The 13,602-nt window shown below is 54.5% G+C and carries 13 protein-coding genes; 6 read left to right on the top strand and 7 right to left on the bottom strand.

Annotated elements, in window-relative coordinates; all coding sequences use genetic code 11:
- The first annotated feature begins 13 nt into the window (after nucleotides 1–13).
- Entirely contained in the window at nucleotides 14–1,159 is a 1,146-nt protein-coding gene (locus EGJ68_RS13505; protein WP_123035096.1) for an HD domain-containing phosphohydrolase, read from the top strand.
- 109 nt (nucleotides 1,160–1,268) lie between these two features.
- On the opposite strand, the gene EGJ68_RS13510 is transcribed toward EGJ68_RS13505, so the two are convergent.
- Complete coding sequence (locus tag EGJ68_RS13510) at nucleotides 1,269–1,931, bottom strand: GAF domain-containing protein (RefSeq protein ID WP_199228049.1); 663 nt, start codon at nucleotides 1,929–1,931, stop codon at nucleotides 1,269–1,271.
- A gap of 412 nt (nucleotides 1,932–2,343) precedes the next feature.
- On the opposite strand from EGJ68_RS13510, the gene EGJ68_RS18520 reads away from it, so the two are divergent.
- Nucleotides 2,344–2,676 (top strand): DUF3604 domain-containing protein, encoded by a 333-nt coding sequence (locus tag EGJ68_RS18520; RefSeq protein WP_123035098.1) that lies wholly within the window; start codon nucleotides 2,344–2,346, stop codon nucleotides 2,674–2,676.
- Nucleotides 2,677–2,803: 127 nt separating this feature from the next.
- On the top strand, nucleotides 2,804–3,520 hold the full coding sequence (locus EGJ68_RS13520; protein WP_123035099.1) for a class I SAM-dependent methyltransferase: 717 nt from the start codon (nucleotides 2,804–2,806) through the stop codon (nucleotides 3,518–3,520).
- 168 nt (nucleotides 3,521–3,688) lie between these two features.
- Here the strand turns inward: EGJ68_RS13520 and EGJ68_RS13525 are convergent, their stop codons facing one another.
- Genes EGJ68_RS13525 through EGJ68_RS13535 form a run of 3 tightly spaced genes read right to left on the bottom strand, consistent with a single transcriptional unit; the run spans nucleotide 3,689 to nucleotide 6,324 of the window.
- Nucleotides 3,689–5,299, bottom strand: coding sequence for a class I adenylate-forming enzyme family protein (locus tag EGJ68_RS13525; protein WP_123035100.1), 1,611 nt, complete (start codon nucleotides 5,297–5,299; stop codon nucleotides 3,689–3,691).
- Nucleotides 5,296–5,739: a hotdog family protein gene (locus EGJ68_RS13530; RefSeq protein WP_123035101.1), complete on the bottom strand. Its 444-nt coding sequence runs from the start codon at nucleotides 5,737–5,739 to the stop codon at nucleotides 5,296–5,298. The genes EGJ68_RS13525 and EGJ68_RS13530 overlap by 4 nt, the downstream gene beginning before the upstream one ends.
- A gap of 18 nt (nucleotides 5,740–5,757) precedes the next feature.
- Complete coding sequence (locus EGJ68_RS13535; RefSeq protein ID WP_158283664.1) at nucleotides 5,758–6,324, bottom strand: MaoC family dehydratase; 567 nt, start codon at nucleotides 6,322–6,324, stop codon at nucleotides 5,758–5,760.
- A gap of 201 nt (nucleotides 6,325–6,525) precedes the next feature.
- Between EGJ68_RS13535 and EGJ68_RS13540 the strand changes: the two genes are divergently transcribed.
- Both EGJ68_RS13540 and EGJ68_RS13545 read left to right on the top strand, forming a co-directional pair.
- Nucleotides 6,526–7,227, top strand: coding sequence for a TetR/AcrR family transcriptional regulator (locus EGJ68_RS13540; RefSeq protein WP_123035103.1), 702 nt, complete (start codon nucleotides 6,526–6,528; stop codon nucleotides 7,225–7,227).
- Between the two features lies 1 nt (nucleotide 7,228).
- Nucleotides 7,229–8,707, top strand: a complete 1,479-nt coding sequence (locus EGJ68_RS13545; protein ID WP_123035104.1) for a hypothetical protein — start codon at nucleotides 7,229–7,231, stop codon at nucleotides 8,705–8,707.
- A 65-nt stretch (nucleotides 8,708–8,772) separates the two neighbouring features.
- Here EGJ68_RS13545 and EGJ68_RS13550 read toward each other — a convergent pair whose 3' ends face one another.
- Together EGJ68_RS13550 and EGJ68_RS13555 are read right to left on the bottom strand one after the other, a co-directional pair.
- On the bottom strand, nucleotides 8,773–9,432 hold the full coding sequence (locus EGJ68_RS13550; protein WP_123035105.1) for an alpha/beta hydrolase: 660 nt from the start codon (nucleotides 9,430–9,432) through the stop codon (nucleotides 8,773–8,775).
- A gap of 222 nt (nucleotides 9,433–9,654) precedes the next feature.
- Entirely contained in the window at nucleotides 9,655–11,463 is a 1,809-nt protein-coding gene (locus tag EGJ68_RS13555; protein ID WP_199228050.1) for a TonB-dependent receptor plug domain-containing protein, read from the bottom strand.
- A 267-nt stretch (nucleotides 11,464–11,730) separates the two neighbouring features.
- On the opposite strand from EGJ68_RS13555, the gene EGJ68_RS13560 reads away from it, so the two are divergent.
- A complete protein-coding gene (locus tag EGJ68_RS13560; RefSeq protein ID WP_123035107.1) occupies nucleotides 11,731–12,180 on the top strand; it encodes a MerR family transcriptional regulator in 450 nt (149 codons plus the stop codon).
- A 199-nt stretch (nucleotides 12,181–12,379) separates the two neighbouring features.
- On the opposite strand, the gene EGJ68_RS13565 is transcribed toward EGJ68_RS13560, so the two are convergent.
- Nucleotides 12,380–13,300: a c-type cytochrome domain-containing protein gene (locus EGJ68_RS13565; protein WP_123035108.1), complete on the bottom strand. Its 921-nt coding sequence runs from the start codon at nucleotides 13,298–13,300 to the stop codon at nucleotides 12,380–12,382.
- Nucleotides 13,301–13,602 lie beyond the last annotated feature (302 nt).

Raw genomic sequence — 13,602 nt, forward strand, 5'->3', positions numbered from 1 at the left:
GGATGCGGATACCATGAAAGGAAAGCTACTCTTTGTAGACGACGAGGAAAGCATACTCGCGTTCCATCGGAATGTGTTTGCATCTGAGCACGAGGTCTTCACGTCGTCCAGCGCGGCGGCAGCACTGGAGTTACTCAGTCGCGACAATACTTTTTCTGTCGTTATCACTGACCTGAGAATGCCCGGACTGGACGGAATCTCCTTCCTGAAACAGGTGAAGCAGCTTGCGCCGAATTCGGTCCGCATCTTGCTAACAGGCTTTGCAAGCAAAGACACCACAATCGCAGCGGTCAATGAAGGAGATGTGTTCAGGATTCTCACCAAACCTATCACGCTCGTGGAATTGAAGCGTGTAATGCAGCAGGCAATCCAGAAGTTTCAAATCAAGAAAGCTGAAGAGCTTCTTCTGGAACAGACTATGCGTGGGAGCGTTGGAATGCTGGTGGACATTCTGGGGATGGCCAATCCGGTGGTCTTTGGTCGGGCGGCGGAGCGACATAGAATGGCAGCCCAGATCTGCGAAGAGCTCGGCGTGAGCGATAGATGGCCCACCGAAACCGCGGCCCTACTTGGGAATATTGGCATGTTATCCATGCCTCAGGAAGTGATTAACCGGGTCACGCAGGGCATTGCCCTTTCTGAAAGTGATATGGGGCATGTACGAAGCCAGGTAAACGTTGGGGCGAGGCTTGTGAACCAAATACCCCGGCTCGAGCCCGTAGCCGAGGCGATAGCGCTTCAATACAAGAATTATGATGGTTCCGGAGATCCTGACGAACATCGCATAGCTGGCGATGCTATTCCCTTCGGCGCGAGAGTGCTTCGAGTTATCAATGAGTATGAGAATCTTGTTACATTAGGTTATGCGACGGATAGAGTTTGGGAGACACTCCGAGAAAGAATACGCTTTTTTGATAAAGGCGTACTTGCAGCACTTGAAAAGTTTGCAGGTCCGGATGGAATTGACAAGACCATAGTGAAAGTCAGTCTCCGTTCGCTGGAGGAAGGCTATACACTCGCGCAGGACATATATAATACCGATAGCGTGCTGGTCGTCCGGGAAGGCGTGGTCATTTCGGAGTATCTGCTAAAGCGGCTCCGCAATTTTGCGGACGAAGGGCTGATTTCGAGCGACGTCGTTGTGCGACTTGAAGCCTGATCTGGCCCGCCTCAAATCCTCCAGACCACAGTAGCGTCGCGGTCAGCGAGCATGTAAGCCGGTTTTCAGGCCTCAACTTCGCCACACTCTTGACTGTAGCAAAAACCCGTCAGCTCAATGACTCGTGTTGGCAACATGAGGGGCAAATGCTGTGGGTGACTGGTGCTGCATCCGCCACAAAATCGTGAAGCGGCACCCAGCTTTCAGGTTGCGTCGATTCAGATGCTCCTACCCTCACCTTTCGACACCAGGCACAAATGGGTAATAGAGACTGCACTGATTCCATCTCCAATCGAAAACGACGAACTTCCAGTTGTGCCACCACAGCATCACGCAACACCGCGAGAGCACAACGCTGCGCATCGGTCAGCGTGCGTGGGACACGATCAATGACGCACAGCGTACCAAGCGTGGAGCCCGTTGACATCTCCAGTGGCGCTCCAGCATAAAAGCGAATACCCGGGTTGTTGACTACAAGCGGGTTATCCTGAAAACGTTCATCTTTGGTCGCATCCTCAACGATCAGTAAATCGCTCCTATCGAAGGCATGAGCGCAAAAAGCCTGCTCACGCGGCGTTTCAGTTGCCGTGAGCCCGACTCGAGACTTGAACCATTGACGAGAGTCATCCACCAAACTAATCAGACTGATAGGCGCCTCGCAGATCGTTGCGGCTACCTCCGTTAAGCTATCAAACGCTTTTTCCGAAGCAGTGTCCATAATCCGATACAAGAGCAAATCGCCAAGACGTTTTTTTTCTTTCTCTGAGTTCACTCGCATATCCCTCCTGTTTTTGATTTTACAGGCTCTGACTGTCTTCGTGGCTAAAAAGCAGGATCATTTATTTGACGCTATAAACCCAGCTCGTCACACAGCGCGTTTGTGTCTGGCCCTGACAACACAAATATTGACAAGCGTTGTAGACCTACCTGGCGTCTTTTTAGTCAACTCACCCGTTCAAGGCTATTCTTGGTAATCCTGCCTATTGAAGCATCGCGCCCCGTGCCTATGATGAAGTCAAAGTCACTTGCTAATGCAGCCTGAACCAGCAGTAAAGACTAAACCAGTATTTCCGAACGTTTCACCCAGAGGATAACGCATAAAGCGCACTTTTATCACTTTCGCAGGGAATGGTTGCATGCCTTGCCTCTCCCATAGCCTACGCCGCTGATTCGTCTGGCACTCTGTGTTTGGGGGCCCCGAAAGGAAGACGGTCGACAATGTCTTCAGCCACCAGTCCGGTTACTCACCTTACGTTGGCCGCAATTTCCAAACATTCCCTTTTTTTGAGGATCCACATCTACACACCTCGCTCTCCATGACTGCGCGCGCTTTAAGCGCCAGGCTGACACCAGCAGATGCCTACCGCTTCGCCCGTGGCGAAGAGGTCATTGCCTCCATGGGGCAAGGCACCAAACTGCCACGCCCACGCTTACGTCAGCGTAGTAGGGGACAAACTGTTGATTGCTATAATTCAGCCTTGAATCTGGCAACTTGTAATTCGCTTGCATCGCACTGAGTGATAAACCTCATAAACCACAACGTACGCATCAATGTCCTATAGCTCAAAGCCGGTAAACGGGTGCTGCCGATGTTGCACTGCGCTAGACTGAAGTCACCGTTTGAGCATAAGTAGGTAGGCCACCATGTGGAACGAGCGATACAACACCCAAGACTATATTTACGGTGAGGAGCCTAACACCTTCCTGGCGGCAAATTTTCAGATAATCCCCAAAGGCAAAGTATTATGCCTCGCTGAGGGCGAGGGCCGGAATGCAGTGTTCCTCGCCCGGCAGGGCTACGAGGTCACCGCTGTGGACCAGTCCGATGTTGGCCTTGAAAAGGCGAAAAGATTGGCTACTAAACACGGCGTGCACATTCACTGCATCCACGCCGACCTGGAACATTTTGATCTTGGCACTAACCAATGGGATGGAATAGTTTCCTTTTTCTGCCATGTACCACGCCAGCTTCGCGAAAGCCTGCACCGCAATGTAACTAAAGCACTGAAGCGCGGTGGCATTTTTCTGCTCGAGGCTTACACAGCAAAGCAACTGGACTACGGCACTGGAGGCCCGCCCGTTGCGGAACTGATGATGAGTAAGGCAGCCCTGGAACAAGAACTAGCAGGGCTGCAGTTCGATTATCTTGAAGAACTTGAACGGGACGTCATCGAAGGAAGCCACCACACGGGACGCGGCGCCGTGGTTCAGGCGATCGCGGTGAATCCCCTGCGACGCTATCAGGTATCAAGCAACCGCGGTTCGGCCACGCACAAGCTGCGTTATGTGGAATCGGGTGGCGGAGAACGTGACGCCAACTGCACCCTTTGCAAACCCGCCATCGCACCACGAGAAGACTAACAGGTGGATGCGGATGCCCATTCCCTTTGGGAAGACGGCTCGCCCTCAGGAGAACGAGTGATGGAAATATAACGATTCTGCGAGGAAAGAACGGCCGCTAACAACATCTCCCGGCAGAGTTATGTGCAGCGAAATCTGCATGTTTATCCGGGTTCTCCGTCAGTGCATCTAATCTATAGAGGGCATACTCTCTGCCATTTGTCGAAGCTCGGTTTTCGTGACCTTGTCCATTGTTCCTCTCGGTAAAGCATCGATAAGGTAGACCGCGCGCGGTGCCTTGAAATCTGCCAACTTCTCTTTACAGTGCTCAAGAATCCTGGATTTCAATTCTTCTTGTTGTGCTTCCGAATCCACACTTGCCTCTATGAATGCGACGGATACCATATCCAGCATCGAATGATGCTTGGCAACCACAGCCACATCTGACACACCCGGCACCTCTCGAACGCAATTTTCCACCTCCAAAGCAGAAACATTTTCTCCGCCGACTTTCAGGACGTCTTTGTCACGATCGCAAAAGAAAAAGTTGCCTTCGGGCCCCAAACGCACCCAGTCGCCTGTTTTGAACCAGCCGTTTTTCGTGAAGGCTTTCTCGTTAGCTTCTTCGTTGTCGAAGTATTCCAGAAAGATCGTCACGCCTCGTGTGCCGTGGACCCATAGCTCTCCTGTTTCTCCCTCTCCACAAAGCTCGCCCGTCTCAGGGTTGACTATCGCCAGATTGTAGCCTGGCACAGGTTTGCCGATAGAGTTTCTGGGATATTCTTGAAATTCACAGGATCGGGTTGCGTTGCTTACCATTTCGGTCATACCCCAACATGCATAGGGCCTGACTTTCAGCCATTCGCCAATTTCCGGCACAATTACGCCCATGGCCAGTACGCGCAGACTGTGTTGCTCTGGCACCGGATACGCCGCAATGGCCTTGAACACAAAAGAGACGACAGAACAATGGGTGACCTGGTGTTTCTGAATAACCTCCCAGAAACGACTCGACGAGAATTTCGGCTGCAGCACCAACGCGGCGCCAACCCCCAGAGAGCCCCAAACGCCCCAGCCCATCGCGTTAACGTGGAACAATGGAAGAAACGCCAGGAACTTGTCGCTACTGCGATAGTCCATCGAAGCGGTGCTCATCCTGCCTGCCCAAAGTGCATTGGCATGCGTGTGCACAACAGCCTTGGGCCTGCTGGTCGTTCCTGATGTGTACATAATTCCGACCGGCAACATCGGCTCGGGATCTCGCGCTGGCGCCATGGAAGCGTCGCCATAAAGCGCCTCGAACGATTCACAGGCATCAGGAATGCGATCGAGTTCGGGTGTCACACCAGAATCTGTGCTGGTAACAAAGACTGACCGGCATGTTTGCGCGTTGGATAGCACCAGTGGAGCGTATTTTGGCTGCGTAATGGCGAGCACCGCGTTGGTATGCTCAGCGAAATACCGAATATCAGCAGCAACGCAACGTGTATTTGTTACTACACTAACCGCGCCTATTTTTGCGCAGGCATAGAAAACGAGTATCGTTTCAGGACAATTGTCAGCGTGAATCAGAACCCTATCGCCCTTCTGCACACCCCTGGCGCACAAGCCCGCCGCAATTTCGTCGGACTCTTCATCCAGCTGCCGATAAGTCCAGACCGCTTCAATGCCGCTCTTGGGCTCCCATATCAGTGCCGGACGTTCCGCTTGATTTGCAGCACGCTGCCTAAGTAACGAAGGCACATCCTGCCCCGCGAATTCATAGGTTTGCGCCGCATGAATCGGATCTATGTCTATCATTTTCGAGGCAGCCTGATGGTTGCTTTGCCGGGTGTGGTCGGCCCATACTCGCTGTTTACAAGATTGATCTCGAGATCGACAAGCGCCCTGCCGTCTTCGAATCTCTTTTCAACCACCTTTCCGCTGGCCGTCACCTCAGAACCCTGAGGGTTCATGCCGCGCATCTGAAACCCCATGTTCTCGACCCAGCCGGAAGGCCCAATCCAGTCAGTCATCAACCTCCCGAGTAAGGCTGTCGTCCACCCCGTGTTATAGAAAATATTGGGAATGCCACTGTCCTTGGCGTAGTCAATATCGTGGTGTATCCGGCTCCAGTCCTGGGAACCGCTCACCTGAAGGACCATCGCAGTGCTATCGAGAGCGAGAGTAATTTCAGGCAGACAATCTCCGACCTGCACGTCATCCCAGTATCTTTCCGCTACAAAGTCTGTGTCGCTCATTGCTTCTCTCCCCCTTTCTCAGCTCGCTTTCCGCTCATCGTCTTCCGCTATTTGCGCCGGCGAACGATGAATCAACAACGTATTTCGCCACCTCGCAACCACTGCATCATCTTGATTGAAAAACGACGTTTCCGTAGTAATCCAGACCGCATAGGGATCGTATTTTATGGGCTTCACAATGACATCCGCTATTCGTAACTCAAGGCGCAGAGTATCGCCAACGCGAACAGGTTCCAGGAAGTCCCACTGCACCTCCATGTTCATGCCGCGATCACCGGGCACCGGAACCCCGAATGTTACCCCCCCCTCAGTCATCTCGACATCACCCTGCTCGGGAGGCCAGGGGCCGTTGGAAGCAAAGTAGGTCAGCAGCATTGAAGGCGGCACAATCACCGCGCCGTAGGGGCCTCTCTTTGCAATAGCGGGATCCAGAAAAGCGGGATTGCGATCTCCAACCATATGGCAATGTCTGCGTATGGGGTCGAGTTCTACGGGGTAGCGACCCTGGCTGGTGCTGATCAGGCGATTGATCCAGTTGTCGCGTACTTCGTCAATGTCATAATCCAAAGGGTGCACTCTGCTCACATAAAACTCCTCAAACCACGTCGTGTACACAGCACCGATCCCGCTGCAGAGACACCACACGGATGCGCTCGACCAGTGAAACGGCCTTGTCTGCACAAATAATACACGCGGACCTCTTTTTTACAATCTATTTGTATTTTTATTATCTATTGGCATTATATTTGTTAGCGCGTAGAATTTTACGCTCTCAGAGGGTAGACAATGAACTTGCACGAAAGAGGCAAAACAAGACGCAAGCAACGTATCCTCGATGCAGTTGTCGAGATCGTGGACGATGAGGGCATAGCTGGCCTGACAGTATCTCGGGTTAGCGAGAGAGCGGAAGTTAGCGTCAAGACACTCTATAACCTGGTGGGATCACTGCCTGAGATTCTCGATGAAATGTCAGGCGCACTGTTCAGCAGTTTGAAAGACCAGCTTCAAGCCATCGATAACGCCGAGGATCCAAAACGGTATTTCGACGAATTCGTCGAGAAGAGTAAGCTGTTCCTGCAGAGCGATGAAAAAAGGTACCGCGCGGCACTCACGGCCATCCTGTATAGCAATATCGCGAGCGGTCGATCATACCGCCATACGCCCTCTGCTAGCGGTCAGTTCAAGTTCATTGCGAAAGGAATCCGTCTTTTTCGAGATCAAGGCTACCTCCGATCAACGGTCAACATAGAACTGTTGGCGGAGCAAATGCTATATGCCGAAGCAATGCTGCTCGAATTATGGGCAACAAAGCTGATTGATTTGGAGAGGTACGATCTAACCTACAGATACCATCTTTGGACGCTCATCAGAGCCTGGGCGGCTGAATCTTTTACCGGCTATGCCGACAGCGCCATTCTTGATGTGCAAAAAAGGCTGGTTTCTCTTGAAAGTGATCGTCACTCACCAACAACACTGCAAGGAATTTAGGATGAAAGACCTGCCAAAATCTACACCTGTTATTGTTGGTATCGGTATTAGAAACCAAAAAGAATCAGATCCCACATTAGCGGCCAATGCCATTGAACTCATGATTGCCTCTGTCAATGCGGCTGCGGAAGATGCAGGGACCAACAAGCTACTCGAGGAATGCGACACCATCATGGTTCCCCACGGGTTGTGGAGCTACAGTGATCCCGCGCGACTGATTGCTCGCGCAGTGGGCGCACACAAGAGCACAACACTGCTGGCAGAGGTTGGCGTATTACAGACAACACTCTTGGGTGAAGCGGCAAAGCGCATCGCCAACAAGGAAGCGGAGGTGGTGGTTGTCACGGGTGGGGAGGCTCGGTACCGCGGCTTGATGGGTGAAATCAATGGCTTGGAGCTGGACGATACTGTGCAGGAAAACGAGGCGCCAGATGAGCTATTGAAACCAAAGGCAGACATGTGGCTAAAGGCTGAAAGCAATGCCGGTCTGGGAATGCCCGTTGGCTACTACGCGATACTGGAGATTGCACGGAGACACGCTTTACATCAGAACGTTGAAGAACACAGGGATTACCTCGGCAAGCTGTATAGTCATTTCGCCGATATTGCGATGAAGAATCCACATGCATGGAAGCAAGAGGCGGTGACCGCAGATGAGATTCGCAACCCGTCGGGGAAAAATAGCATGCTTGCCTTTCCGTACACCAAGAAGCACAACACGTCCTGGAACGTTGACCAATCGTCAGCCCTTATTTTTTGCTCAGTTGAAAAAGCCGAAGCCCTGAACATACCGCGCTCACAGTGGATATTCCCCAGAGCCATTGTCGAATCCAACCACATGAATTGTGTCTCCCAAAACGCTGACCTATCACGATCGATTGGCGCTGATATCGCAGCGCAACGCACACTTGAAGTGGCAAGCATGAACGCCGCGGATTTGGACTATATCGACCTGTATAGTTGTTTCCCGATTGCGGTCCAGTCTTACGCTACCGCTTTGCAAGTTGCGTCTACACAGGAATACACCTTCACGGGCGGCATGCCATTCGCCGGCGGCCCACTGAACAACTACGTTTTGCAAACTACGTGTCGGCTCGTGGAGCTGCTACGCACGAAAACCAAGTCTCACGGCTTGATCAGTGCCGTATCAGGAATGCTGACAAAACAGGGGTTTGGAATATTTTCCACTCTTCCACCGGAGTCAGGATTCATCTTTGACGATGTGACCAAACAGGTCGCTCAAGAGAATCCGCCTTTGGAGGTACTGGAGAGTTATGTAGGCAATGCAAAAATAGCGAGTTACACCGTTCTTTATGAACAGGGAACGCCATCGCGGTTGGTAGCGATTTGCGATACCCCAACTCGACAACGCGTGGTAGCCGTCAATGAAGAGCAAGATGTCATGGATCGAGCGATGCGTGATGATTTATGCGAAAAGGCGGTATCGATCAATGGCAACCAGCTGGCCTTGAGTCGATAAAGAAAAGGCTCAAAGCACGCACGCAAGTCAATGCTTTATCCTTTCAAAGCCACCTCGACGCTGCTTTAATCCAGCTTCAACCATTTCCTGAGGCTACGCCCAATTTCCTCAATTTCCTCCATGCACACTTCGTGTTGCATGGGGTACGTGCGGTACTTTGGCGCAAAGCCCATGCTTTGTAGTATCTGGCTCGCAGTATGGCCCATTGTTTCCGGAACCATGGGATCTTGAGTGCCATGAAAAATATCGATAGGCAGCGCCTTGTTTGCGTCCGACAGGCTCACTTCCCTGGCGGTAGCGAAATAGGTAGAAAGCGCCAACAAGCCTGCCAGGGGCTTTGGGTAGGACAACGCCGTATGGTAGGCAACCGCACCTCCCTGACTGAACCCGGCAATCACGATCCGCTCACTCGCTATACCGGCTTCCAATTCACGCAGGATCAGTTCCCGAACGGAGGCTGAGGACGATTCTATTTGCTCCAGGTCAATCTCTCGCTCAATCGACATGGCAAGTATGTCGTACCACGCCGGCATCACCCTACCGCTATTAATAGTGATGGGGATCTCAGGGGCATGGGGAAAAATGAAACGCACACAATGACCCTTGGGCAATCCCAGATGTGGAACGACCGGCACAAAATCGTGGCCGCTCGCCCCTAAACCATGCAGCCAAATTACCGAGGCGTCCGCCGGCCCATTGGGTTCCAATATTTCACAATCAAGCAAGATCCAACTCCCCAGTATGCAGAATGTCTTCAGGATATCATGGCTTTCTCTGGCAAAAAATTTAGCCGTGACTTACCCCCGCGCTGGGAACAGCAGTTCATGGTTGCAATCGCTTATTCCATAAGCTGATTGGTATAACCATGCGAATTACCAAGCGCAAACGATACTCAACAAGCTCTCTCGAACTCGTCTACCGAACCTCCTGGCGACGAAATTTACGACTCAACGCCCGAATTTCATGCGAACGCCGGCGTTGGCAATAAACCCTTCAAGTGGCGCCCAAGCGTCCACAGTCCAGCGGCCATCCGGAGCTCGGTTGGGCAAAACCAGCGAGTCCTCCCGAGTCTGACGAACATCCAGCAGATTCTCGAGATTTAGAAAGAGACTGAAGCGACCCAGTACGATCTCGCCGAGGAGGCCGATGTGAAGATAAGAATCACTGGTGTTCCGATACGGATTATTCTCCAGTGCCTGCTCACCTGTGTAGTACAGCTCAAGGCCGATGCGACCACGGTCGTGGTCCTCCCACATCGCTACCACCCCCCATGAATGGCGAGGCGTCAGTGGAACACTCCGCCGACCGGACGCATCGTCCGTCGCTTCGCTGGCATCGAGATAAAGATAGCTGGCTGTAACGACATACGGTGTCTGACGCCAACGCAGCAACGCTTCGACGCCGCGCGTGCGGGTGACACCCTCCTGATTAATGAGCCGCACTCGGTCCGAGGCCGCAGTTTGCAAGCGCACCGCTTCGTCAATGTCTGAAGCGAACAAAGTCAGCCCGCTCTCAAACGCGCCCACTGTATGACCAAAGTCGAGTGACAGGGTCTCTGCGCTCTCGACATCCATACCTTTCAAGGGCTCGAGCCGTGAAAGCCCGGCAGCCTCGGTCTCCTCGACGAAGGGCGTCGGCGCATAGAAACCGCGGCCCCAGGACGCGCGGACTGTCCAGGGCCCGGGCCGATAGAGCATTGAAAGCCGTGGACTGAACTGGCCTCCGTACTCGCTGTGTTCATCCCAGCGGGCACTCGCGGCAAAGCTGATATCCTCCGCCAGATCGTGGTCCAGCTGCGCGAAGAGCGCCGGCGCCTCATAGTGGTAGTTGAACACAGGGAACGTAGCGGACTCGTAATCGTCTGCCTGATAGGCGAGGCCACCAACCCAGGAGGTGGTCGTTGCCTCGCCCGCTATAGAGGCCTCGATCAACATCGTTTCGTGCTGGTCTTCCTCGAGCAAATCGCCGAAGCGGTGGTCGTGGGATTGTCGCGTCGCAGATGAGCGCAGCTGAGCTACCCCCCAATTCGAAACGGGACGTTCGAGCACAATGCCCACATCAAAGCGCCGCGTGTCCTGGTTCTGCGGGAAGGGTTGCCCGTCGGGCACCACCCCTCCGCCTTCCGTGCCGCCCCGCCGATCCTCTGCCATGGCACCGAGGGTTAGATAGGCGCTCGAGCCATCTGGCCCGTCATAGAATAGTCGGGGACGAATAGCGATGCGCTCGTAGCCCGGCATATCGATCCAGTCGTCGTCATCAAGATCCTGTGTCGATTGGCGGTTATAGTTCGACAGCAGCGATGCGCTCCAGTTGGATGAGAGCGGTGTGGCCCCGTAGGCGGAAAGGTCCTGTGCGTCACGTGTGGTGGCGTTCAGGATCATCTCACCCTCCGCGTCCGGTCCCGGTCGCTTCGACACCAGGTTGATCACGCCGCCCAACGCCTGGCCGCCATACAAGGCCGACGAAGCCCCCTTGATGATCTCGACCTGACCGAGGTCGCTGGGCGGTACCTGGAGCAAACCCAGGGAGGACGCCTGACCTCCATACAGCGGCAAACCGTCAGCCAGCAACTGGGTGTAGCGTCCGCGCATGCCGTGAATCCGGACGTTGGCAGACCCGAGGGCTGGCGAAGTCACCTGCACTCGCAGGCCTCCCGTTTCGTTTAGCATCATCGAGATGTTGCCCGGCCGCATGAGCAGCTTTTCCTCGATTTCTTCCTGCGATAGCACCTCGACGCGGATCGGTTCGTCCTGCACACGGCGCCTTGAACGCGTCGCCTGAACGATGACTTCCTCCAACTCTCCAGTATGGTGCTCATGCGCGTGTTCATTCGCCTGGCTGCGGGCTGCAGAAGGTAACGCCATCATGCCGAGCAAGAGCGTTACAAGAATCCGTAGGCTGCCTTGCCCGGCTCGTGAGGACCCCGGATTGACGACTTTATAGTTGCGGTATTGATTCATACCTCGGCACCCTACACCTTATACTTACTATAAGGTCAAGGCTGTTCAGGAGATAAACCCGTAGTGAGTAACCTGGCATACACCGTTGGTAAATTGGCTCAGGCATCAGACACCAAAACAGTGACGATCCGCTACTACGAGCGCGAGGGCCTGATGCCCAGCCCGCCTCGCACGCGCGGGGGATATCGGCTGTACAGTGACGCTCACCTGGATCGGTTACTGTTCATTCGTCGCAGCAGGTGTTTGGGCTTCAGTCTGGACAGCGTGAAAAAGTTGCTCGAGATCGCGGATCGCCAAGATGCGCCGTGCGCCAATGTGGATATCCAGGTCGCGCAGCATCTCAGCGAAGTGCGAGAGCGACTGGCGCAGTTAGGCGCTCTGGAAGCAGAACTGCAGCGCCTGAGCGCCTGCTGCAAAGGAGAGGGCGTCATCCGCAATTGCCGTATTATCGAGGCGCTATCAGGAAATGGCAGTGCGCCACAACACACTCAGGAAGAACAATACGAACGGTAGCACAAGCTCTGATGTCCAGCAGGGATGTTGGCGGCCTGACACTTCTTGGTATCACCGGCGAGCAATAGCATCAACCGTTCGCCAACCTTGCCAAATAAGTCCGACAACCGAAGCCGATACCAGCATTCAACTCCTGGAGGCTGGCTCTCACGGTTTTCAGTCCACGCCATATGCACGCAGTGGACAACTGATGCAACCGCTAGCGGCGCCGAATGCGCTCGGCCTCGACAGTACCGTCGCTCAATACCCGACCGCGCACTTCAACGTAGTCGCCGGAAACCGGGGACTTGTCGACCCGCAGGCGCGCAGCCGGCTGCAGCTGGAGACCGTCCACCGCCCAACGACCGCTGAGCCGGCCGTGCACGCGCAACGTCGCACCCACTGGCAACGGCGATGGATTGCCCTGTGCGTCGCGAGCGCCCTCATCAACCCAGCGCACGATCAGATCAATCTCATCGTCGCTCAGGTAAGGCGGCCCGTCGAAAGGCATGCGTGGCCTCGCATCCCCGCGGATCCGTCGCACCAGCTCGCTGGCCGCGGCATTACCCGGTACCACCCGCGCACGATCGACCGACGACAGCGTGTGCTCCAGGGAAGTGAGCCGATACCCCTCCGGTGGCGCGCCCATCAGTCCCTTGTCGCTGTGACATTTCGCGCAATGGCGGGCGAGGATCGGAGCGACATGCGTGTAGATCACCGGGCCGTCGGCGCGGGGCAGCGCAGTTGGCGCAGGCTCCGCTGCGGCTACCGAGACACCGCCCTCCGGCATCCCGGCCTGGATCCATGCATCGAACTTCGCTATCTCCTCATCACTGAGGAAAGGCGGCCCCGTCATCGGCATGCGCGGCTGGCTGCTCCCTTTCAGGCGACGGATCAGCTCACTTACCGCCGGATCTCCCCGGCGCACTACAGGGCCTTTCGTGCTGCCCTTGATAACATTGGCATAGCTATCCAAAGCAAGGCCCAGTGGCGCACTGGGGCCCGCATGGCAAAGGGTGCAGCGGGTGTTGAAAATTGGCGCCAGGTCGGCATAGGTGACAGACTCGGCAGGGACGGTCGCAGACCAGCCCACGAGCGCGAGCAGGACGCATACGGAAGTGATTGGCAACCGGTCGATCATGACTTCTCTCTCCACGTCACGCCACTGGCTGCCGGTCCATGGGTAAGGATTCGGGGCAGAAAGCACTTGATGGCTTCAGCGACATGGCACAGCGGCAAACGGATACGGGCGATTATTACACGGTTCGCTGGGTCAGTGACCCATCGCAACGAGTCCGAAGACGAAAAAGAGCAGTGCTGCTGCCCTGTGAACCCATTGCGCTGGAATCCATAATAACGCCTCTTCGAATGTATTCAGCCTATGCGCCAAATTCCGGTTACTGCCAGGCGTTGTGAGGACAAGCGGCTATCTGGCCTGATCAC

It is taken from the genome of Haliea alexandrii, assembly GCF_003719295.1.
Taxonomy (GTDB): domain Bacteria; phylum Pseudomonadota; class Gammaproteobacteria; order Pseudomonadales; family Halieaceae; genus Haliea; species Haliea alexandrii.